The organism is Saccharopolyspora phatthalungensis (assembly GCF_014203395.1).
Classification (GTDB): Bacteria; Actinomycetota; Actinomycetes; order Mycobacteriales; family Pseudonocardiaceae; genus Saccharopolyspora; species Saccharopolyspora phatthalungensis.
In genome coordinates, this window is the sequence record NZ_JACHIW010000001.1 from 50,786 (window position 1) to 72,057 (window position 21,272).

The window sequence follows — 21,272 nt, forward strand, 5'->3', positions numbered from 1 at the left end:
GAGTAGGCCGACTAGAGTCGCGGGAACCGGCTACCCATCCCGCTCCCTATCTGATGCTTCCGGAGATGACGGCGTGTCTGATCGGTTCGTTCACCTGCACGTGCACACTGAGTTCTCGATGCTCGACGGTGCTGCCAAGCACGACGCGTTGTTCACCGAGGTCGCCCGGCTCGAACAACCCGCTGTGGCCATGACCGACCACGGCAACATGTTCGGCGCGCACAGCTTCTACTCGCACGCCAAGAAGGCCGGTGTCAAGCCGATCATCGGCATTGAGGCGTACCTCGCTCCGGAGAGCCGGTTCCACAAGAAGCCGGTGTTCTGGGGTGAGCGAGCTCGGACCGGGAAGCGGGAGGTAGACGAGTACGGCGAGAGCGGCGACGTCTCTGGCGCGGGTGCCTACACCCACATGACCATGCTCGCCCAAAACTCGACCGGGCTGCGCAACCTGTTCAAGCTGTCTTCGCTGGCGTCCATGCAGGGCTTTTTCCGCAAGCCGCGCATGGACAAGGAACTGCTCGCCGAGCACTCCGAGGGGATCATCGCGACGAGCGGGTGCTTGGCCGGTGAGATCCTGACTCGGCTTCGGCTCGGCCAGAAGCAAGAGGCGTTGCAGGCCGCCTCGGACTACAAAGACATCTTCGGCGCCGACCGCTTCTTCATCGAGGTCATGGACCACGGCATCCAGATGGAGCGCAACATCCGCGGCGAGCTGCTGGACCTGGCCACGCAGCTCGAACTGCGCACGGTGGCGACCAACGACAGCCACTACGTCACCGCGGATCAGGCCGGGCATCATGACGCGCTGCTGTGCCTTCAGACCCGGTCGATGCTGGCCGACACCGAGCGGTTCAAATTCAACGGTGACGGCTATCACATCAAGTCGTCGGCTGAGATGCGCGAATACTGGGACACCGAGGTGCCCGGCGCGGCGGACAGCACGCTGCTGATCACCGAGATGGTTGAGGGCTACGAAGACGCGTTCGCGGCGACCAATCGCATGCCCCAGGCCAAGATCAAGCCCGGTCGTACCGACGTCGAGGTGCTACGCGACGAGGTCGAGGAGTTCATCCCGACCCGGTTCCCCGGCGACAGCTTCACACAGGAGTACCGCGACCAGCTGGAGTGGGAACTCAAGGTCATCACCGAGAAGGGTTACAGCTCGTACTTCCTGGTCGTCGGCGACATGATCCGGTGGGCCAAGAACAACGGCATCCGCGTCGGCCCGGGTCGTGGCTCGGCGGCCGGTGCGCTGCTGTCGTACGTGCTGCACATCACCGACATCGATCCGCTCCAGCACGGGCTGCTGTTCGAGCGGTTCCTCAACCCCGAACGTGACTCGCCGCCGGACATCGACATCGACTTCGACGAGCGTCTGCGCGAACGAGTCATCCAGTACGCGAAGGAAAAGTACGGCACCGAGTACTTCGCCAAGGTCATCACCTACGGCACGATTAAGACCAAGGCGGCATTCAAGGACGCTGCCCGCGTGCACCTCGGCCAGCCCGGCTTCCAGCTCGCCGACCAGTTCAGCAAGGCCCTACCGGCACCGATCGCGGCGAAGGACATCCCGTTGTCCGGGATCGTCGACCCGCAACACGAGCGCTACTCAGAGGCCGCCGAGGTCCGCAGCCTGATCGAGAACGACCCGCAGATCGGCAAGATCTTCGACACCGCTCGCGGCCTTGAAGGACTGATCCGCAACGCCGGTGTACACGCATGCGCGCACATCATCTCTCGCGAGCCGCTGCTAGACGTGCTGCCGTTGTGGAAGCGGGACGACGGCGAGATCATCACCGGGTGGGACGGTCCGCAGTGTGAGGCGGTTGGCCTGCTCAAGATCGATATTCTTGGGCTGGTCAACATGACCACCATCGACGACACCGTGCGAATGGTGAAGGCCAATCACGGCGTCGAGGTCAAACCGCTCGATATCCCCCTGGACGATCTCAAGACGTACGAGATGTTGGGCCGCGGCGATAGCTTGGGCGTGTTCCAGCTTGAAGGCGGCGGAATGCAGAGCTTGCTGAAACGCTTGCAGCCCACCGAGTTCCCGGACGTCGTGGCCGCAAACGCGCTGTACCGGCCGGGCCCGATGGACGTCAACGCGCACCTCGACTATGCCGACCGCAAGAACGGCAGGAAGCCGGTCGAGCCGATCCACCCCGAACTCGACGAACCTCTGAATGACATTCTCGGCGAGACCTACGGCCTGATCGTCTACCAAGAGCAGATCATGGCCATCGCGCAGAAAGTCGCCGGATACACCCTCGGACAAGCCGACCTGCTGCGGCGCGCGATGGGTAAGAAGAAGAAAGAGGTGATGGACGAGCAGTTCGCCCGGTTCGAGGCCGGCATGAGCGAGCGCGGCTACTCGAAGGCAGCAGTCGATCAGCTGTGGGCGACGGTGCTGCCCTTCGCCGGATACGCGTTCAACAAGTCCCACGCCGCCGCCTATGGCCTGGTGACGTACTGGACCGCCTACCTCAAGGCGCACTACCCGGCCGAGTACATGGCCGCGCTGCTCACCGCCAACGCGAACAACAAGGACAAGACCGCTGTATACCTGTCCGAGTGCCGCCGGATGAACATCCGAGTGTTGCCGCCGGATGTGAACGAATCCGTTGTCGAGCACACTGCGGTCGACGGCCGGATCCGGTTCGGGATGGGTGCGATCCGCAACGTCGGTTCGAACGTGGTCGAGTCGATCGTCAAGACCCGTGAGGACAAGGGACGCTACAGCTCGTTCACCGATTTCCTCGATAAGGCTGAGATCACCGCATGCAACAAGCGGGTCCTCGAATCCCTGGTCAAGGCGGGTGCGTTCGACTCGCTCGGGCACACTCGGATGGCGCTGGTCCAGCATCACGAGGCCGCGGTTGACGCTGTGATCGGTCTCAAGCGGCACGAGGCGATGGGCCAGTTCGACTTGTTCGGCGGTGCCGACGACACCGCGCCAAGCGAGGACACCTCACCGCTCGCGCATCTGCAATTCACTGACGAGGAATGGCCGCGTAAGCAGCTACTCGCCTATGAGCGGGAAATGCTCGGCCTGTATGTCTCGGCTCACCCGTTGGACGGGGCCGAGCGGCTGTTGGCGCCGTATCAGGACACCAGCATTGCCGCGCTCGTTGGCGGGGAACGTGAGCCCGGCGGCGACGGCAAGGAACAGACCAAGATCGCGGGGATGATCTCGGGGATTCAGCGGCGCCTCAACAAGAACGGGAAGCCGTGGGCGATCGTCACGCTTGAGGACTTCGACGCCAGCGTGGAGGTCTTGTTTTTCCCGCAGTCCTATGAGATGTTCTCCGACTGCCTGATCGAGGACAACGCGTTGGCTGTCAAGGGTCGGGTTAACGAGCGTGAGGGCGAGATCAGTGTGTTCGCTTCGGACGCTGTGCTGGTGGACATCGCCGCGGCCGAGCACGCGCCTGGGTCCGAGCCGCCGTTGGTGCTGCGCGCCGACGCCAAGAAACTCAGCAAGGACACGATCGCCGAGCTACGCAACACGCTGGGTGCCTATCGCGGCGCGACCCCGGTGCACGTCCACTTGGGAACAACACGACTCGAACTACCCGCGTGGCGGGTCAAGGTCTGCACCGAGCTCGTGTCCGAGCTCAAGTCCGTGCGGGGCATCGCGATCGAACGCGTGGGAGCAGCATGACGAACGAGCCGAAGGTCGAGCGGACACACCGCAGCAACGGTGTGTGCGCTGCGGGTCGCCGATCCTGGCTGCCGTCACCGTGCCCGTGCGCGACACCGAGCACACCGCGCCGCACCGCGTCACGGCAACGGTGTGCCCGAACTGCGACCGTCACCACCCCGCGCCCGAGGTACAGGGCGTGAGCGCGTATTTCACGCTCAACGAGCGCATCACCGATGACGAGATCGAGGGCGCAGCGCAGGTGCTGTCGGACTGGGCGCGGTACGTGGCGGCCCACCCGCCGACCTACACCACGGATGATCTCGACGACGAGATCAAGGCGTGGGAACGCGGCGAGATGTAATCAGCAAGCGGGCTGATCACCCCTGCACGCGACGAACCCCCGGCGCGGCCCATGCGCCGGGGGTTCGTCTTGCCTGGTCTAGCTCGGCGTCACCGCTGGTAGAAGCGGTAATCGTCGTGGAAGTCCGGGTGGTCCTCGTACTCGGCGGCGAAGCCGAACACCACCCAGCGCAGATCCCAGAACCTCTGGTAGCCCGGCATGCCCTCGCACGGGTCGGCCTCGATCAGCTTGTCGATCGCGTCGAGCACGCGCCGCTTGCTCTCCAGCGCCCGACGGTGCGCGCCGGCGTTCACTAACCCCGTGTCGACATCCTCCACCGACATCCGTACGCCCCGATCCTGTCGCCGTTGCAACCCAGCCATGCCTGTCCTTGTGAGATCAGGATGTTGTCCGGCATCCAGTCCGTGTGGGTATTGGTCGGGCTCGCCGTCGGCGCCGGGTGGATCACCGCCGGGCAGGCCAACACGTACACCGTCGGCGCGACCGTGCTCGGGCTCGTCGTGTCGGTCAGCCTGACGTGGTGGACCCGTACTCCGGCCGCCCGCCCACGCGACGCGGACGGGACGCCGCTCGTTCCGGCGCCGCCGCCTACCAGACTCGCCGAGTGAGGGACGCTCGGCGCCCGCCCGGTATGGCTGCACCGGGCACGAGAACACCCCCACCTGCACCCGTGTTGTTGCTCGCTTCGCGGGGTGCGGGTGGGGGCGTTTCTGCGCGGCCGGGCGGCCGGTTACCGACCGGCGTCGGGCTCACCGAGCAACGCTTGCAGCGCCTCCGGCGTCATGGTCGTTTCCGTGACGGGCATCGCCTCGTGGTAGCTCGTCCAATCGACGCCCGTCGGCCGAGCCCCGGTCACCGCGAACTCCTCCGCCGCATTTATCACGGTCGCCGCGTCGATCTCCGAGCCCGGCGGGAACGGGATCTCGTTCCCGCCGTAGATGATCGTTTCGGCATTCGTTCCGCCGGTCGTGACCATGCCGTCGTCGCTCTCCCAGAGGCACACGCCCCGGTCGCCACGGAAGCCGACGACGAGTTCCGCTTCGTTGTCGTGGACGAGGTAGACGACCGCCCGGTCTCGCGTCGACTGGGAAATCAGCGTTTCCCGCACGTCGGCCGCGTCGAGCGACGTCCCGTCGTCGAGTTCGAGTCTTGTCGTCATCGCTTCGCCTTCCCCTGATAGGTCCGCCGGTACGGCCGCCCCTTGTTGTCCGTGCCCATCACGGTCACCTGTGAGCCTTCCGGAAGGAATGGCTCTAGGTGGCTGGTGTCGAACGGGGTTTTGAGGTGTTTGCTCTGGTCTTAGCGTGGCGGGCGGTGGGTGTGATTGCCGATCGTTTTCGAGTGTGGTCGGTGGGTTTGTGTGTCGCGTGTGCCGGTTATCGGTGGGGAGGACGTGTGGTGTTGGTGATGGGCTGGGCGTTGGTCTGGTCAGGCGGTCGTCACGGCCCATCCGCCTGCCTTGCGGGTTATCCCGAGCACGCCCAGTCGAGCGAGGTTGACCGCGGCGGCCAGCAGCGAGAAATCAGCGGCCACTTTCCGCAGTCCTCGGACACGGGCCCGTCGTCCGCCGTGGCGGTGGCGCATCAGGTGGCCGATCTTGCGTTCGACTTTGGGCCTGGTGGCGCGGTAGTCAGCCTTCCAGGCGGGGTCGGTCTGGCGGGCACGACCGGCGGCCAGTGCGGCTTCGTGGGGGCTGATGGTGATGGTGCGGCCGGTCTTGGCGGTGGTGCACTGTGCGGCCAGCGGGCAGGTGGCGCACACGACGCCGAAGTTGGCCGCCCCAGCGTGACGCTCACGGGCGCGAATGGGTGCGGTATGCCCGGCCGGGCAGGTCACGGTCTGCTGCTCAAGGTCGATATCGAAACGGTCCTTGGGAAAATGGCCTTTCACCGCAGCCGGCGGTTGCACCTTGAGCCCATTGTGGATCCCATTCTCGTCCAGCCTTTCCAGCAATTCCCCCGCCCCATAGGCCGCATCCCCATATACCGCGGCCTGACCCTCATCCCCGGCTTCGGCTTCGGCTTCGGCTTCGGCTTCGGCTTCGGCTTCGGCTTCGGCTTCGGCTTCGGCTTCGGCTTCGGCTTCGGCTTCGGCTTCGGCTTCGGCTTCGGCTTCGGCTTCGGCTTCGGAGGGCAGGATGTCGGACAGGAGGGTCTCGGCGGTCTCGGCGTCGCCGCTGTTGCCGGGGGTGACTTCGGTGGCGGTGACGATCTCACTGTCGGGGTCGATGGCGAGATGTCCTTTGTAGCCGTCGAAACCGCGGGCCTGCGTTTTGTGGCCATGGCGGGTTTCGGGATCGACGGTGGAGATGACCCGGTCCGGGGCGACCCGGCGGGCGATCCGGAACACCCCGTCGCTGTCTTCGGTCAGGTCCTGGCCCAGCACCGTGGCCAGCAGGCGCGCGGCCTCATCCACGCACTTGGTCCACTTCTGGCCTTCCATCAGGGTCAGCATCGCGAACCCGTCCCGGGCCCGGGAGTCGATCAACGCCTCCCGGGCGGCCTGGTCGTCCCAGTCGATCAGGGGTTTGCCCGCTCCGGCGTAGTCATCTCCGGAGGTGAGCACCGCCCGCAACCGGGCGGCCAGTCCGGCCTCAGCGGTGGCCAGCAGACCACGGATCGCCGAGCGGATCAGGGTGATGGTGTCCATCGTCGCGACCGCGTCATACAACGGGGTCGAGTCCAGCACCCTCCTGCACCCGACCAGACCCGCCTGACGCGCGACATCCAGCACCGTCTCGAAGATCCGGTCCGGCCGAGCCGAGCGGGCCAACCGGGCCCGCATGTCCACCAGCACGGTGTGCACGAACCCCGGATAGTCGAAATCCAGGCCACCGGCGGCGTACTTCCAGCGCGTGTCAAATGCGAACCGCTCCACCGCCTCCCGATCCGACAGGCCCTCGACACGCTGCAACACCATCACCACCGCCACGATCATCGGCGGCACCGACCGGCGACCCACATCGGTGAACAGATCCGCGAACATCTCATCCGGGAACAGACTGAAGCACTCCCGATGCAACACCCCATAAATCGAACCCGCCGCGACCCGGCCCTCACAGTAATCCACCGTCGATCGCAGCAGATCACCCTGCCGCGGCGCGCGTCCCAACGTCACCCCCGACATCCTGCCAAACGATCACCCCGACGGAACACCGACACACCCCGATCCTTAGCAACCCAAAACACCAGCCACCTAGCGTCTGGTGACACCCTGGCGGGCGCGTCTGGTAGCCGCACGGCACATTGTTGATCACTACTTCGGCGGAGGTCACGTCGCTACGAACCATCATCGCAGCGGCGCGCATTTCGACGTGGTACGGCACGTACCGCGCCGTTCGGATGCCAAGATCGTTGATCCGTTGCCGCGCCTCGTCGGACCAGACGTCGCCTTGACCGGACTGGAACGAGCCGGGGAGCGGCTGATCGCCAATCTTGATCTTCGCGACCGTCCGATCTCCGCCCTGCTGAACCCTTGGCGGGAGTTCCGGCACCGCCCAAGCGGCTTCGGGCGGGTACCGCGACCCGTCGACGCCGACGGCGTCGGGCGGGCGCGCCGACGGCTTCGGGCGTTCTGGCTCTGGCGGCGAGCTCACGGCGGCTGAACTCGTCCCCGCGCCGATGCTCCGGCGGTACTGCTCGATCCGCTCCCGGATCGCCTTCACCTTCGCCCGCGTCTCGTCGAGCTGGTCGGCTGCCGTCTCCTGCAAGCCGAGTGCTTCGAGTGCTTCCGGATCGGTCGCACCCGTCAACGCGTACCCGAGAGCATCCTGGCCCTCCGAGCACAAGAGCGCCGCCGTCGTGATCTTCTCGGCGGCCTCGTCGAGCTTGCCGACGGCCGTCGCTAGCTTCCGGTCGACATCCTCCACCGACATCCGTGCGCCCCGATCCTGTCGCTGTCACGGTCGGACGGTCGATCATGCCGGGGATCACCGACACCCGATTTCATGATCGGCCCCGCGGTTGCCGCCGGCATTAGGTCGCAACGGCTCTGAGCTGCGCATATCGACCGGGCACACGAAAAGCCCCCAGATTTCCCGTGTGCTTCGCGGGGAGATCCGGGGGCGTTTCGACGTGGTGCTGCTGCTACGCCCTATGGTGCTCAGCCCAGGCACGGGCGGTCGCCGCCATCGTCGTTGCCCACGGACTGGGGTGATCCCGATCAATCTCGTTCCACATGTTCATGTTCGCGTGGGCGAACACGGCAACATGCTCAGGATCAGCGACGGCATAGGCGGGAAGTCGTGCCGCGATCGCTTCGGCCTGCGCAATGCTGTGTCCACGGGCCATGAGTCGCAGCAGCCAGAATGCCGGGTCGGTCCAGGATTGCGCCGGGGTCGCCCATGCCCAGTCGATCAGCCACGCCTGTCCTTGTGAGATCAGGATGTTGTCCGGCACCCAGTCCGTGTGGGTAAGTGCCGACCCGGCAAAAATCTTCGCGTCGGCAGGATCATCGACGTAGGTCCGCATGCGCGTTTCTATGGGCTTCCACGGACCAGGACCAGCCGGGATCTCAATGGCGCTCAAAACGCCCATGAGATCAACCACCAGATCAATGTCAGGTGAGCCCGGCTGGTAGTGCGCCGACCGGCCGTCAATATGCTCGAAACCGTTGACTTTCCAACCGTTTTCGTCGAACCAAAACAGCAGTTCCGGGGAAATCCCCTTGACCAGCGGCGCGGCGGCGGCCTCACGAGCCTGAGTGATGACCATCCGGTGATCAGACGGCAAGCCCTTCGCGAATACCCGGCCGTTGCGGGTCTCCAGCACGGCGGCTAGCGGCGAGTTCTGCCCGTCAGTCACGGCGCGTCCCGCAATGATCGGCCCCGTCCGGGCACTGATCGACTCGATGAGAGAGCCGGGAAGGTCGGCCCACTGGATACGTTTTGCCAACGGTGGTCCCTGCTGAATAGGACGGGCGGCCCGGCATGATCACCGGGTCGCCAGCAGCGGTTGGTCACTCGATCACTGGTAGGGGGCGTCGCTGGATGAGCTGCACGCGCACATCGTCATGAGACCATCGGTTTCCCCGGTGAGTTCCACGGCGTCCGGGTCCAGCATGTCGGACTCCGGCGGAGCCGGGAGCAGTTCGACGGCAACAGCGGTCATGATTCACCTCCTAATCAGTTCTGGGAGTGAGCCATCCGGCAAACTCCTGGTGGTAGCCGGCCGGCAGGTGAGCACTCTTGCCTCCTGGACTTCGAGTCCTGACGAAAGACAGTGCCCCTGCCGGTAGGCCGGGAGAGTTGATCGCTGCTGGGATGTCGTGCCCACCCGCTGGTGGTGTGAGCACTGCTTGATTAGGTCGCTGAGAGTTCTCCCGCTGGCTGCACGTAGGTGATCGACAGGGTGACCGGGTTCGAGAGCGGGAGGACCGTTGCGACTGTTCGTGGGTGATGACTGGGCCGAGGACCATCACGACATCGAGCTGATGGACACCTCGGGGCGGCGGCTGGCCAAAGCGCGGCCGCCCGAGGGCGTGGTCGGCATGGCCCGGCTGCACGCGATGATCGGCAACCAGGTCGGCGAGGAACCCGACGAGGACGTGGAGGTGGTGATCGGGATCGAGACCGACCGGGGCCCCTGGGTCGCGGCGCTGGTCGCGGCCGGCTACACGGTGATGGCGGTCAATCCGTTGCAGGCAGCGGAATTCCGGCGCCGGCTGGGGGTCTCCGGGGCCAAAAGCGACGCCGGTGACGCACACGTGCCGGCCGACATGGTCCGCACCCACTCCCACGAGCTGCGCCCCGTCGCGGGCGACTCCGCCGAGGCCGAGGCGATCAAGGTCGTGGCCCGCACCCACAAAACCCTGATCTGGGAACGCACCCGGCACACCCAGCGGCTGCGCCACGCCCTGCGGGACTACTTCCCGGCCGCGTTGGTCGCGTTCGAGGACCTCGACGCCGCCGACACCCTGGAGCTGCTGGCCAAAGCCCCGATCCCGGCGAAGGCCGCCCGGTTGACGCTTCCGCAGATCAACGCCGCGCTCAAGCGCGCTCGCCGCCGCGACATCGCGGAGAAGGCGACCGCGATCCAGGCCGCGCTGCGCGCCGAGCATCTGGGCCAGCCCGAGGTCGTGGCCGACGCCTACGCCGCCTCCATCCAGGCGCTGATCGCCGTGTTGACCGTGCTCAACACCCAGATCACGGCCCTGCAAGGGCAGGTGCAGGTCCATTTTGGGCAGCACCCGGCCGCTCCAGATCATCCTCTCCCAGCCCGGACCGGGCGAGGTGTGCGGTGCCCGGGTGCTCGCCGAGTTCGGGGACGACCCCCACCGCTACGCCTGCGCCAAATCCCGCAAGAACTACGCGGGCACGTCCCCGATCACCCGCGCGTCGGGCAAGAAGAAAGTCGCCCTGGCCCGGTTCATCCACAACGACCGGCTCATCGACGCACTGATGACCCAGGCGTTCGCCGCGCTGAAAGCCTCGCCCGGAGCCCGGGCCTACTACGACCGACGAGCCCGCGGCTCCAGCCACAACGCCGCCCTGCGTCAACTCGCCAACCGACTCGTCGGCATCCTCCACGGATGCCTCAAGACCGGCACCCTCTACGACGAGACGACTGCCTGGTCGCATCACGCCGAGAACGTTGCGGCTTGACATTTCAGCTCCTGGGATGTCTTTCGCGCTCAGCGGGCCACTACTGCCGTGCTGGCAGTAGGTCTCTAGGGGTGCCTGTGCCTGCCGGTAGAGATTCGCCAGCGGCATACACGTCCCGCAAGATTTTTGAACGGTGCAGCCCGAGCACCCGCCGTGACGGGTGGTGAGCCGGTCGCCGATCACGGCGAGCTTTCGGAGACCTTCGACACCCTCTTCGTTGTCCTGTCAACCTGTCCTGTCAACTGCCACGAACGGTCCTGTCCGCAGGGTCGCGCTTGTGCCTGCTGGCTGCGGTGGCCGCTGTGCGGGTGGCGGCTCGTCAGCCTGGTTCGTCGTTGCGTTGGCTGCGTCGGTGGTGTCGCATTCGGCATATGTTGCTGGCGAATTTCTGGCGTGTCCCGATGTTTGGCGATCAGCCGGCTCCGGTATGGTCCCGATATGGACTTCCGCAAACTGGGAAACGGTCTAACCGTTCAGCGCCCCTCGTTTGATCCCGATTATTTGAGCAACGCAACGTTCACCTTTCACGGAGAATTCGATGGCGACGAAATCCGTGTCGAGTCCGGCGAATTCACCGACCTCAGGGGCAAGGGGTCTCTCGCGCATAGCTTTGTGCGGTCCGTCGACTTGTCGGGTGCCCAGTTGTCGCCGTTGGAATTGTCGGACGTGCGGTTTGAAGATGTCGAACTTTCTAGCGCCTCTTGGCAGTCGGTGAAGGCTCGCCGAATCGAGATCATCCGTAGCCGTGCGATGGGGTTCCGGTTGTCGTTTGAGTCGGCGAGTGACGTCTACATTGATGGTTGCCGACTGGACTACGCGAGCATTCATGTCGAGGCGGTCAAGGGTGCGCTTGCGTTCAATGAGTGCCTGTTCCGCGAGGCCACGATCAGCGGAGATCTGTCCAATGTGGTGTTTCAAGATTGCTCCCTCGACGGGGTCGAGTTCGAGTCGACCAAGGCTATGGGTTGCGACTTGACCACTTCGCAGATCACCGGTGCCCGTGGATTGATCGGCCTGCGGGGCGCACGGGTTACCGCAGAGCAAGCGACCTCGGTAGCAATTCAGCTTGCCGCCGAGGCCGGTCTCACGGTAAGCGATTAGCGCTTGTTCCAGTTGTCCCAGCCGGGGCGATTATCGAAACCGCCCCCACCCGTCTTGTTGTCCCACGAATCGCGGTTGTCCCAGTTGTAAACCGGGCTCGGGTGCGGGCGACGGCGAATCAGCCCCCGCAGCCCGGCTTCAGCTTCCCGCACTTTGCTAGCGAGTTCGACCGTTTCGCCCTGCAACATCGAGGACCCCTTCGACTAACGCGATTTTCCCGTTTCGACAATAGTTGGTTTCGGCGCCGTCAAGTCGACCGTGCTCGAAATATTTGTTTGCCGGGTGACCACCTCCACAGAACTCGAAATAACGGCATATCGCGCGGCACCGATTGAGGCCACGCCGGTATTCCGTGACCCATGCGGAATTCAGGCCACGTTCGATCAGTGAATCGAGATCATGCGCAAGTACGTTGCCGCACTCGAAAGCCCCAAGCCTTTCCGAATGGAACCCCGCGAGTTCCGGTGAAATCAACGTCACGGCACCGTTCCATGCGACCGTCGGCAACGGGTCAATGAGCGGTGATCGACTGTCCACGGTCGGGGCGTCTAGAACGGAAACGGCGTAGCCGAGCACACGGTCCACATCACGCAACCCCACTCGCCCGTCCTGCGACCACGCTTCTAGCAACGCTGACCAGAACGCACGGACGTGCGGTAAGTGGTGCGCATTACTGCGCTTGTTAACCCCCTCGCATTCTTCGATGTTCACACCGAGCCACCGTGCACCGAGGTCCGCAACGGTCGAGTACAGGCGTCGTGCTCGCTCCGGGGTCGGGTCGGACACGACAGCGATCACCGAGACCGAATGCCCGTCAGCAACCAGCCGACGAATGCCGCGTTCAATGCGCGGAAATGCGGGCCGGCGAGCGAGATCGACGCGGCCGGTGTTGTCGTGCTCTGCACCGTCCACGCTCACACCGACCCGTACTCTACGTTCCGCGAAGAACGCCGACCATGCCGCGTCGATCAGCACGGCGTTGGTCTGCACGCTGTGGAAGACCTCGACCTCTTCGAACTGACCGAGCAGAGCGGCGAACCTTTCTCGCCCGGCGGCTAGCGGTTCGCCTCCGTGCCACACAATGTCTACTGCCCTGTCCTTCGTCCACGGCCGGACGGACTTGGCGACCGCCCGCGCGACAGCAGGTGTCATTTGCCGATTCTGTTTGCGGTGCGGCAGGTAGCAGTAGCGGCAATCAAGGTTGCACAACGTCGTAGGCTGCATGATGACGCTGTTGGGCTGGGCGACGGGAACGGTGTTGGTAACTCGTCCTTGTCCTGGCACGACGATGTCCTTCCCTTGCAGTTGCCAGGTTGGATACGGCTGGGCTGGTGCGTCGAAGGGCCACGCACCAGACCAGCCGTGCGACCCGGTGCCGAAGGTCGGGGCATCGACACCGAACACCGGGTCTACTAGCGCCGCACGCCGGCGAGAACGCTCTGCAACACCAGCGGATTTCGTGCCATCTGTTCCGGCTCGGTCGGGCGGCACCAGTAACCCGAGCGGCACAGCGCGGCGGGTCCAATGCTCAATCCCGTTGGCGGACACAAGTTTTGGACGGCCACGACGATTCCCTGGGTGGTCGCGACAGTGGGCGACGAGAACCGGCGGCATGTGTGATCCATGCCGGACCGGTTCCCGCCGCGTGCCGACGCTGCGCCTGCACTGGGAGGGACGGGCGGAGAAGCGGCATCGGCGAGCCGCGCCGGTGTTCACCGATCCGCGCAAGGTGACGCCACTGCCGTCGAGAACCAGCACGGCAGGCGAGCCATCGAGGGTGACCAGTGACCATTGCGGCATGCCTTAACCGTCGTCACCCGATCACTGCGCGTGTAGGAGGTACGCCATGCGCATGGGCATACGCATGAGGAGTGGGTGGTCGGTCAGTGGTTCACCAATGGTGATGGCGTCGATACGCTCGGTGCTGACCCTGCCCCAAGCCTCACGCGCCCCAGCTGATCACCGGGGCACCGGGGCACCGGGGCAGACTAGACGCCGACCAACCGGGGGCAGCGGACCATGAGCACCGAATTTGGCACTGAGCTGCGCCGCTTCCGGCGTGCTGCGGGGTTGAGCCAGGGGGAGCTGGCCCGCCTCGTGCCGATCAGCCAGGCCACGATTTCGCGGTATGAATCCGGTCTCCAGACCGTCGATCCAGCAACTGCCGGACGCCTCGATGAACTTGTCGGTGCGGACGGGGCACTCGCCCGCACACTCCAGAGACCCCGCACACTCCAGAGACAGAGCGCTTCAGCGCAGCACAGCGCTTTGGAATCCCACGGTGATACCGAACTGGGCGCCCTTGAACTCGCCCGCCGCGCCGCGTCCAGCAACGTCGGTAGCACCACGCTGGCGCACCTGGAGGCCACCGTTGATGAGCTCGCAAGCGCCTACCCGGCGACCCCACCCGGTGAACTCGAGTCCCGTCTGCGCACCCACATCGACTATGTGACCAACCTGCTCGATGCCCGGGCATCTTTGTCCGAACACACACGGCTGCTCAACGTCGGCGCGTGGCTGTCCCTGCTGGCTGCCACCGTCTATGTCGACCTTGACCAGCAACCGGCGGCGACGGCGTACCTGCGGACGGCCGCGAGCCTCGCCAGCGACACCGGCCACGCTGAGATCATCGCATGGTGCTACGAGACCGCTGCATGGCGCGTGTTGACCAACGGTGATTACCGGCAAGCGGTCGCACTGTCACAGTCTGCCCGACACCATGCGCCCACGGGATCCTCAGCGATGATTCAGGCGACGGCCCAGGAAGGCCGCTCGTGGGCTCGGTTGGGCAATGCTCAGGAAACCCGCCGCGTCCTGGGCGAGGTCCACCGCATGGCCGAGTGCCTACCCCAGCCGGAGCGACCAGACCACCACTACATTTACGACCCCACCAAGGCCATCGCGTACACCGCCACCACCCTGGCTTGGATCGCCGACCCCGCTGCCGAGGGCTACGCTCGCACGGTCATTGATCGACTCGGCGCGGAAAATGACCACCACCGATGGCCCCGCCGCGTCGCCTCGGCGCATATCGACCTGGGGTTGTCGCTGCTGGGCAGCGATCGTCTCGACGAAGCCGCCGAGGTTACGCGAAAGGCTCTGGAGTCCGGTCGAGTTGCGCCCTCGAACTACTGGAGGGCCGACGAGGTCGTGCGTGCTATCGAGACGCGTGGCCTGCACGTGGCGGGCGAATTGCGGGAGACATACCGGGCACTGTGCCAGTAGCAACCATTTTCGTCGAACCAAAACAGCAGTTCCGGGGAAATCCCCTTGACCAGCGGCGCGGCGCAAGGGCATGGCGTTCCACATCTTCCAGTACGCCCCGACCCCGTGGACGGCGCACGGCCGCTACTACTGGCGCTGGTAAGCCACGAACGACAGCGCCCCTGGCACTCGGCCGGGGGTGCTGTTGTTTAAGACCGTTCGATCAGGGCGCGTCCGGCAGACTCCGCGGCGAGAAGCGCGCAGGGCGAACCGCACGTACAGCAGTGCCCCGCATGATGATACGGACGTCCCTAAGCAATGTGACATCCCCCTGAACTGCGGCTATGTCAACACATCGAGCCGGCGGGTCAGCTGATCTAGGGTCCGCTGCGTCTGTACAGAGTTAACGGTGGTCATCGCCCGCCGGGCCGCTTCTGCCTGCTCTCGTGCATCCTCGACCCGGCCCTGCGCTAGACGGACCAGGCCGAGACGGACCATGACCGTGACCCTCCCCCGGCCCCTCTCTGGGCCGAAGCCCCTGAGGGCTTGCTGGCAGTACGAGGCAGCCTTTTCGTACTCCCCTATCGCTTTGTACGAGTGGCCCAGTATCGCGCACAGGTGCGGTTCCGACAGGAATCCTGCCCACGAAGGCAACTCGTCTGGGTAATCCTTGCCGATCAGGTCTTCAGCTAGCCCCAGCAGATTCTTGGCTTCTCGAATCTCCCCCGCGTTGCCAAGGTGGAGGGCACTTCCAGCAGCCACGTTGGCACGCTCCAACGGATGCACCCCGCTCTCTTGGGGAATCCCCGTAAGCATCGCAGCCGCGTCTCGCGGCATCGTCTCCATGAACGCGGCAACGTTCAGCCGAATATGCGCGGTAAGGGTTGGATCGTTCCCCTCGTTGCTGGTACGGATCGCCAACTCAGACAGACGCCGAGTCTGGTACTTAAGTCCGGAATCGTGGAAAGACCACGCAAGACGGTCTGAGAGGGATGCTACGGCGCTCGAAAGGGCTTTGCGGGTACCGGATGTCATCGGCCGGCCTAGGAGGCTTACGGCCCACCTTAGAGAATCCCCGCCAACACTGGCTGCGACTTTGCCGCCGTACTGGAGATCCATCGCTGAGTGGTGCTGGACAGATTCCCTAACTGCCTCGACCTCGATCCTACCGACTTGACCGGTTTCCCCGGGGGAGACTAGCCCGTCCAGAAGCCGCGCAAGCGGTTCGCTCGCCGCAGCTGTGGCAAGCGCCGTGAGGAGTGCTCTCCTGTCCATGTCGTCTGCTAGTCCTTTCACACCTAGGGCCCGCTCGTACGCCTTTATGTGCTTGTGGAGTACCGGTCGCTTGCCGGTCTCAAGCAGAGACAAATATGAAGAAACCATGTGAACTCGCTGCGACATCTCGCGGAGACTGACTCCAGCGCCTTCGCGCGCCGCCCTGAGTGTGGCACCCATATGGGCCAAGGCTCCCCCTCTGCAAACCCCTGTCAACACTTGTCCACTTCCCAGGATAACGGCAGCTGATCATTGTGTAAGCCTGAGCGGACCCGGTTCGCACAAAACCGGGGAGCTGCGTCAACGGAGACAGCAGCGAACCGGCGCCTTCCCCCCGGCCGGACCGGGTCCGCTCACCCAAATAGACGACACTAGGCAGGTGTTGCTTTGGCCAATGCAGTCCTGGATCAAATCTCCTGGGATCTCATCCGAGTTGCTTACCGGATCATCGATGATCCGGCCCCATCTCAGGATGACCGGAGCACGCTAGCTAACACTCTGACCGAGATAGCCGATAGGCTCCGAAACCTAGAGCTGTGATGAGACCCGCCGTGAGCGAATGGCTCTCTGTGTCCGGGGACTTGTACGGCGGCCCCTGGTATCCCGGTGTATTCCAGGCGCTCAAACACCGGCTTGGCCCCGACTCCTACGAAGTGAATTTAGACGGCCGGGTCTCCCTCTTCTCGCTATGCGGCTCACCAGTTGTGAAAACGGAACCCTTGCCGCATATCAAGATGTGCTCGAAGTGTAAGCGACACCTTGAGGCGGGGAAAGGAGAGACGTGAAAGACCGGGCTAAAAAGGCCCCTGACAGCTCTTACCTGCCAGGGACCGTCAAGGACTCTACCGCACGCGCCACAAGTCGATGATGAGGGGCTTCATGCTTGAGCAAGCTGAAACGATCGATACCGATGAACCCATAGTGTGGGAGTGCCCTGCAAGTGGCTGCCCGTTTTCGCACCAAGACCCGGATGTGATGGGGCCGCACGAATACCAGGTGCACGGCCAAGCCTTCATGTCGAAAACATCTACCGTAATTATATCTAGGGGAAGCGACCATTAGACGCGGTGCGAGCAGCACCGGACGTCCGTCATTCCTCCGCCCGGTGTGCGCACCGCTGTGCCCTAGCAGCGCGCGAAGCGCCCGCAGCGCGCGGGGCACGGGATGACCGGATCGGATCAGCAACGGTCCGGTCATCCCCCGATCTCCGGCACGGCACGGGGTCGACGCGCGGCATTCGCCGCAACCGGCCCCACCGCGCCGGACGCTGGTCGGCGTGCGCCCCTCGCACGCCGACCAGCACGTCAAGAGAACCCGGTCGGTGAACACGACACCACTGGCCGTATCAAGAACTCTGGCCGCATTCCGGTCAGATGTGAATGGAGGTTGTATGACGAGCATGTTGACGCGATTCGGGGATGACCCGATCGCACCCGAGAGCGCCCAGTTCCCCTTGCGGACCGACGAGACGGCCACCGCCGAGGTGGTGCCATCAGAGACCGGTGTACGTCCGTGGGGCCTACGCCGCATGACGACGGTGACTCCGCCGGAGTGCGCCCCGGGCCCGCAGGGCACCTACAACCCGGTCCGCCAGATCCGAGTCGACGGTGATGGTCGTCCGGTCATCGTGGCGGGGCCGCCGACGGCGCCCACGACCGGAAGCCAGGACGGTTCCGAGGGTGACCCGTCCGAGGATTACCACAACGACTGATGTCCATTCTCATTTTGGCTGGTGAACACGATCCCAGCGCCGACGCGATGGTCCTGGCGCTCCAGGAGCGCGAGACCGAGGTGCACAGGGTCGACACAGCCTGGTTTCCCGCGCAGCTGAGCATCTCCGCTCGGCTGCGCGGGGGCCGCTGGGTCGGCAATCTCCGCACCGAGCACCATGTCATTGATCTGCAGGCCATCACGGCGGTGTGGTATCGCGCCCCTCGCTCCTACCAGTTCCATGCGCTCAACGCCGTCGAAGAACGGCACGCCCGCACCGAGGCCAAATACGGACTTGGCGGGGTGTTGGCGTCGTTGCTGGTGCTGTGGGTCAACCATCCAATGAGGACCGCAGCCGCGGCCTACAAGCCGTTGCAGCTGGTGATCGGCGCTATTCACGGGCTGCGGGTGCCGGAAACCCTGATCACCAACGAAGCGGACGACGTGCGCGAATTCGCCGCCGAGCCGACGGTAACCAAGATGCTCGGCGCAGTCTCCATCGTGGAAGACGGGCGGCGGAAGTTCGCCCACACCGCAGTTCTCACCGATGCTGATCTCGCTGACCTGCACGGCGTCGAGCACACCACCCACCAGTTCCAGCGGTGGGTCGACAAAGCCCACGAAGCACGGGTCGTCGTCATCGGCAACCGCATCAACGCCTTCACCATCCACGCGGGCAGCGACGCCGGATATGTCGACTGGCGCACCGACTACGACACCAACAGCTACGCCGTCGCCGAACCGCCGGCCGACGTCGCGACCGGAGTCCGTGGCATGCTGCGTGAACTCGGCCTGGTCTATGGCGCGTTCGACTTCGTCATCGGCGCGGACGGCGAGTGGACGCTGCTGGAACTGAATCCCGCCGGCCAATACGGATGGCTGGAGCACCACACCGGAGTAGATCTGACCGGCCAACTGGCCGATCTCCTGATGAAGGGACAGCCGTGACCACGACGATAGACCTCAAATGGCCGGCGCACGCGCGGCGCCTGGCAGATCAGTTGCAGCAGGCGGGCGACATCCGGTCCGCCGCTTGGCATTCGGCAGTCGCAGCCACGCCACGGCACGTCCTCGTGCCCCGCGCCTACGACCAGGACCACACCGGCGCGTGGATCGGCTGGGACACCGCCGATCACCTGGACCGCGTGTACGCGGCGCAAACGCTGGTGACCGCACTCGAATCCCGCGGGGACTACGAGGCATCGATCTCCAGCAGCACCACTCCGGGCCTGATGCTGCGCATGCTCGACCAGCTCGACGTCCACGACGGCCACAAGATGCTGGAGATCGGCACCGGCAGTGGGTACAACGCCGCGCTGCTCTCGCACCGGCTCGGTGACGACCTGGTGCACTCAGTCGACGTCGATGCCGAGCTCGTCGGCCTGGCGCGGGAACGCCTCGCCACCATTGGACTGCACCCAACGCTCGCCGCCCAGGACGGCGCGGACGGTCTGCCCGACCACGCTCCCTACGACCGAATAATCGCGACCTGCGCGGTCCCCACCGTTCCGTGGGCCTGGGCGGAGCAGCTTCGTCACGGCGGCCTGGCACTCATCGATATCAAGCGGAACTTCAACGCGGGCAACCTCGCCCTGCTGCACAGACACCAGGACTGCCTGCAGGGGCGCTTCACGGCCCGGTGGGCGTCGTTCATGGCCATGCGGCACAACCAGGCCGACGACGTGCAGGCACCAGCGACGCACCAGCCGGGCGGCGAGCCGCGGTCGCGGGCCACGGACGTTTCACCGCGTCCCTGGGAAGACAACCGGGTGGTGTGGTTCCTCGCCGACCTGATCGGCATGCCGTCGGTGACCATCGGCTACGTGCTGGATCCCGCCAATAGGCAGCCCACGGCCGCCACCCTCACCGCAGCGGACGGATCCACGGTCGAGATCTCGCTCACCGACACCAGCATTGGATCCTGGCCACTGGTTGAGCACGGGCCAACGCCGCTGTGGCCAATCGTCGAGCGGGCCCATGAGCTCTGGCGCGATCTCGGCAGCCCCGGTTGGTCGCGGCTGGGTCTCACCGTCACTGCTGATACCCAATGGGTGTGGATCGACGAACCACACGGCAAGCACCAATGGAGCCTGACCAACTGACCGCCTCCAGAAACGACGAACGCGCCCCGCACCCGACCGGCGAACCGGAAGGATGCGGGGCGCGTCGGTTCATGCGGCGGTGTGCCGCCCGTTGCTGGTGTCGTCGGTCGGGTAGCTCGGCGGGGTGTTGGAGCCGAGCAGAACGCGAGTCAGGCGGCATGTGCGGCTCCAACTTGCGAAGACTTGCGTAGACCATTGCAAGGACCAGCGGCACCACGATCACGTCCTGGGCTTCGCCGAGCGGACTGGTAAGCCACTCGGGGGCGCCGACCGCGATCAGCCAAGCGATCAGGGCGGACCATGCGGCAGGCACGACGGTGCGTAGCCACGAGCGCAGTTGGTCAGACATCGGCGCGACCGTTCCCGCGTTGCACGTTCACGTCGACCTGCACGGTCGCGTCGGCGATGGTGCGGCGTCCGCGAGCTCGTCGCACAACTTCAGAACGCGATAACTGGAAAGGGAAACAGTGGCCAGCATTGAAGACCGGTGGTGGAAAGAGGTCAAAGACGAAGACGGCAAAGTCGTCGTCAAGGTCAAAACCGACCGGTGCGGGAAGGGCATGCGCTGGCGCGTCCGGTGTTACGGCCCGGACCGCAAACCCGACAACCTGTCGTTTGAGAAATGGACCGACGCCAACAACAAGCGCAAGGAGATCGAAGCTGACCTTTTGCGCGGCAAATACGTCGATCCGAAGGCCGGGGAAATAACCTTCGATGCGTTCGCGGCGAAATGGGTCGGCGACCGAACCTCGGACCCGCTCACCATTCAGAACACCGAAGCCCGACTCCGCCGATACGTAACGGGGACGCGACTCGGCAAATGACCGATTGGCAAGATCCGGCCGAGCACGGTGCAGGCATGGCTAGAGGGGCTGAAGGGTGCGGACTCCAAGCCGCTCGCCGACTCGACGAAGCGTGTCGTTTTCGATCACGTCTCGTCGATCCTCGCCGCCGCCGTCGACGACGAGATCATCGGGCGCAACCCGTGCAAGTCGAAGGCGGTCAAGCCGCCGAAGCGGACCCGCGAGCCGATCGTCCCTTGGACACACGCTCAGGTCGCCGCGATGCGCGCCAACATCGCGGAGCGGACCGGCCGCTGATCACGCTCGGCGCCGGGCTCGGACTGCGAGCGGGCGAGGTGTATGGGCTGTCGCCCAATGACGTCGACTGGCTTCGCGGCACGGTGACGATCCGCCGACTGTGAAGATCGTCCGCAACCGGCGCGTGTTCGCGCTCCCGAAGGGCGAGAAGATCCGCACCGTGCCTCTCAGC

General features: G+C 65.0%; 18 protein-coding genes and 2 pseudogenes. 11 read left to right on the forward strand and 9 right to left on the reverse strand.

The window, feature by feature from the left end:
- Nucleotides 1–118 precede the first annotated feature (118 nt).
- Nucleotides 119–3,664: a DNA polymerase III subunit alpha gene (gene dnaE, locus BJ970_RS00215; protein ID WP_221467330.1), complete on the forward strand. Its 3,546-nt coding sequence runs from the start codon at nucleotides 119–121 to the stop codon at nucleotides 3,662–3,664.
- 37 nt (nucleotides 3,665–3,701) lie between these two features.
- Nucleotides 3,702–4,007, forward strand: a pseudogene (locus tag BJ970_RS00220) (DUF6300 family protein); the annotation flags it as partial.
- An 89-nt stretch (nucleotides 4,008–4,096) separates the two neighbouring features.
- Here the strand turns inward: BJ970_RS00220 and BJ970_RS00225 are convergent.
- Nucleotides 4,097–4,369: a hypothetical protein gene (locus BJ970_RS00225; protein WP_184721959.1), complete on the reverse strand. Its 273-nt coding sequence runs from the start codon at nucleotides 4,367–4,369 to the stop codon at nucleotides 4,097–4,099.
- A gap of 21 nt (nucleotides 4,370–4,390) precedes the next feature.
- Here BJ970_RS00225 and BJ970_RS00230 point away from each other — a divergent pair, with 21 nt between their 5' ends.
- Nucleotides 4,391–4,615: a hypothetical protein gene (locus tag BJ970_RS00230; protein ID WP_184721962.1), complete on the forward strand. Its 225-nt coding sequence runs from the start codon at nucleotides 4,391–4,393 to the stop codon at nucleotides 4,613–4,615.
- Between the two features lie 122 nt (nucleotides 4,616–4,737).
- Here the strand turns inward: BJ970_RS00230 and BJ970_RS00235 are convergent, their stop codons facing one another.
- The 5 genes from BJ970_RS00235 to BJ970_RS00255 all read right to left on the reverse strand — a co-directional run bounded on the left by BJ970_RS00235 (nucleotide 4,738) and on the right by BJ970_RS00255 (nucleotide 9,115).
- Entirely contained in the window at nucleotides 4,738–5,166 is a 429-nt protein-coding gene (locus BJ970_RS00235) for an Imm1 family immunity protein (protein WP_184721965.1), read from the reverse strand.
- A gap of 269 nt (nucleotides 5,167–5,435) precedes the next feature.
- The gene (locus BJ970_RS00240) at nucleotides 5,436–7,124 is read right to left on the reverse strand and encodes a transposase (protein WP_446689075.1); all 1,689 of its coding nucleotides are present in this window, start codon (nucleotides 7,122–7,124) and stop codon (nucleotides 5,436–5,438) included.
- Nucleotides 7,093–7,881 carry a DddA-like double-stranded DNA deaminase toxin gene (locus BJ970_RS00245; protein ID WP_184721972.1) on the reverse strand — a complete coding sequence of 263 codons (789 nt, stop codon included), beginning with the start codon at nucleotides 7,879–7,881 and terminating at the stop codon, nucleotides 7,093–7,095. Before BJ970_RS00245 ends, BJ970_RS00240 begins: the two co-directional genes overlap by 32 nt.
- A gap of 211 nt (nucleotides 7,882–8,092) precedes the next feature.
- Complete coding sequence (locus BJ970_RS00250) at nucleotides 8,093–8,899, reverse strand: protein kinase family protein (RefSeq protein ID WP_184721976.1); 807 nt, start codon at nucleotides 8,897–8,899, stop codon at nucleotides 8,093–8,095.
- 72 nt (nucleotides 8,900–8,971) lie between these two features.
- Nucleotides 8,972–9,115, reverse strand: coding sequence for a hypothetical protein (locus tag BJ970_RS00255; RefSeq protein ID WP_184721980.1), 144 nt, complete (start codon nucleotides 9,113–9,115; stop codon nucleotides 8,972–8,974).
- A 322-nt stretch (nucleotides 9,116–9,437) separates the two neighbouring features.
- Between BJ970_RS00255 and BJ970_RS00260 the strand changes: the two are divergent.
- Nucleotides 9,438–10,608, forward strand: a pseudogene (locus BJ970_RS00260) (IS110 family RNA-guided transposase).
- Between the two features lie 438 nt (nucleotides 10,609–11,046).
- The gene (locus BJ970_RS00265) at nucleotides 11,047–11,709 is read left to right on the forward strand and encodes a pentapeptide repeat-containing protein (protein ID WP_184721983.1); all 663 of its coding nucleotides are present in this window, start codon (nucleotides 11,047–11,049) and stop codon (nucleotides 11,707–11,709) included.
- Here BJ970_RS00265 and amcA read toward each other — a convergent pair.
- Together amcA and amcB are read right to left on the reverse strand one after the other, a co-directional pair.
- Nucleotides 11,706–11,897, reverse strand: coding sequence for a multiple cyclophane-containing RiPP AmcA (amcA, locus tag BJ970_RS00270; protein WP_184729386.1), 192 nt, complete (start codon nucleotides 11,895–11,897; stop codon nucleotides 11,706–11,708). The genes BJ970_RS00265 and amcA overlap by 4 nt on opposite strands.
- Nucleotides 11,866–13,509 (reverse strand): cyclophane-forming radical SAM peptide maturase AmcB, encoded by a 1,644-nt coding sequence (gene amcB / locus BJ970_RS36885; RefSeq protein ID WP_221466986.1) that lies wholly within the window; start codon nucleotides 13,507–13,509, stop codon nucleotides 11,866–11,868. The genes amcA and amcB overlap by 32 nt, the downstream gene beginning before the upstream one ends.
- A 219-nt stretch (nucleotides 13,510–13,728) precedes the next feature.
- On the opposite strand from amcB, the gene BJ970_RS00280 reads away from it, so the two are divergent.
- Nucleotides 13,729–14,934, forward strand: coding sequence for a helix-turn-helix domain-containing protein (locus BJ970_RS00280; RefSeq protein ID WP_184721986.1), 1,206 nt, complete (start codon nucleotides 13,729–13,731; stop codon nucleotides 14,932–14,934).
- A 321-nt stretch (nucleotides 14,935–15,255) separates the two neighbouring features.
- On the opposite strand, the gene BJ970_RS00285 is transcribed toward BJ970_RS00280, so the two are convergent.
- A complete protein-coding gene (locus tag BJ970_RS00285) occupies nucleotides 15,256–16,368 on the reverse strand; it encodes an NsdA family TPR-like regulatory protein (protein ID WP_184721989.1) in 1,113 nt (370 codons plus the stop codon).
- A gap of 1,210 nt (nucleotides 16,369–17,578) precedes the next feature.
- Between BJ970_RS00285 and tgmA the strand changes: the two genes are divergently transcribed.
- The 5 genes from tgmA (at nucleotide 17,579) to BJ970_RS00310 (ending at nucleotide 21,100) form a co-directional block, all read left to right on the forward strand.
- Entirely contained in the window at nucleotides 17,579–17,899 is a 321-nt protein-coding gene (gene tgmA, locus BJ970_RS00290) for a putative ATP-grasp-modified RiPP (RefSeq protein WP_184721992.1), read from the forward strand.
- Nucleotides 17,899–18,846, forward strand: coding sequence for an MvdC/MvdD family ATP grasp protein (locus tag BJ970_RS00295; protein WP_184721995.1), 948 nt, complete (start codon nucleotides 17,899–17,901; stop codon nucleotides 18,844–18,846). Before tgmA ends, BJ970_RS00295 begins: the two co-directional genes overlap by 1 nt.
- A complete protein-coding gene (locus BJ970_RS00300; RefSeq protein ID WP_312864043.1) occupies nucleotides 18,843–20,000 on the forward strand; it encodes a methyltransferase domain-containing protein in 1,158 nt (385 codons plus the stop codon). The genes BJ970_RS00295 and BJ970_RS00300 overlap by 4 nt, the downstream gene beginning before the upstream one ends.
- 467 nt (nucleotides 20,001–20,467) lie before the next feature.
- A complete protein-coding gene (locus BJ970_RS00305; RefSeq protein ID WP_184722002.1) occupies nucleotides 20,468–20,824 on the forward strand; it encodes a hypothetical protein in 357 nt (118 codons plus the stop codon).
- A 27-nt stretch (nucleotides 20,825–20,851) separates the two neighbouring features.
- Nucleotides 20,852–21,100, forward strand: coding sequence for a hypothetical protein (locus BJ970_RS00310; RefSeq protein ID WP_184722005.1), 249 nt, complete (start codon nucleotides 20,852–20,854; stop codon nucleotides 21,098–21,100).
- The last annotated feature ends 172 nt before the right edge of the window (nucleotides 21,101–21,272 follow it).

Bases quoted from the DNA above. Each gene is read 5' to 3' on its own strand.
- amcA (WP_184729386.1), bottom strand. From the start codon at position 11,897: ATGTTGCAGGGCGAAACGGTCGAACTCGCTAGCAAAGTGCGGGAAGCT.
- tgmA (WP_184721992.1), top strand. From the start codon at position 17,579: ATGACGAGCATGTTGACGCGATTCGGGGATGACCCGATCGCACCCGAG.
- BJ970_RS00225 (WP_184721959.1), bottom strand. From the start codon at position 4,369: ATGGCTGGGTTGCAACGGCGACAGGATCGGGGCGTACGGATGTCGGTG.
- BJ970_RS00285 (WP_184721989.1), bottom strand. From the start codon at position 16,368: ATGGGTGCCACACTCAGGGCGGCGCGCGAAGGCGCTGGAGTCAGTCTC.
- BJ970_RS00265 (WP_184721983.1), top strand. From the start codon at position 11,047: ATGGACTTCCGCAAACTGGGAAACGGTCTAACCGTTCAGCGCCCCTCG.
- BJ970_RS00245 (WP_184721972.1), bottom strand. From the start codon at position 7,881: ATGTCGGTGGAGGATGTCGACCGGAAGCTAGCGACGGCCGTCGGCAAG.
- amcB (WP_221466986.1), bottom strand. From the start codon at position 13,509: ATGCCGCAATGGTCACTGGTCACCCTCGATGGCTCGCCTGCCGTGCTG.
- dnaE (WP_221467330.1), top strand. From the start codon at position 119: ATGCTCGACGGTGCTGCCAAGCACGACGCGTTGTTCACCGAGGTCGCC.
- BJ970_RS00230 (WP_184721962.1), top strand. From the start codon at position 4,391: ATGTTGTCCGGCATCCAGTCCGTGTGGGTATTGGTCGGGCTCGCCGTC.
- BJ970_RS00235 (WP_184721965.1), bottom strand. From the start codon at position 5,166: ATGACGACAAGACTCGAACTCGACGACGGGACGTCGCTCGACGCGGCC.
- BJ970_RS00280 (WP_184721986.1), top strand. From the start codon at position 13,729: ATGAGCACCGAATTTGGCACTGAGCTGCGCCGCTTCCGGCGTGCTGCG.
- BJ970_RS00255 (WP_184721980.1), bottom strand. From the start codon at position 9,115: ATGACCGCTGTTGCCGTCGAACTGCTCCCGGCTCCGCCGGAGTCCGAC.
- BJ970_RS00295 (WP_184721995.1), top strand. From the start codon at position 17,899: ATGTCCATTCTCATTTTGGCTGGTGAACACGATCCCAGCGCCGACGCG.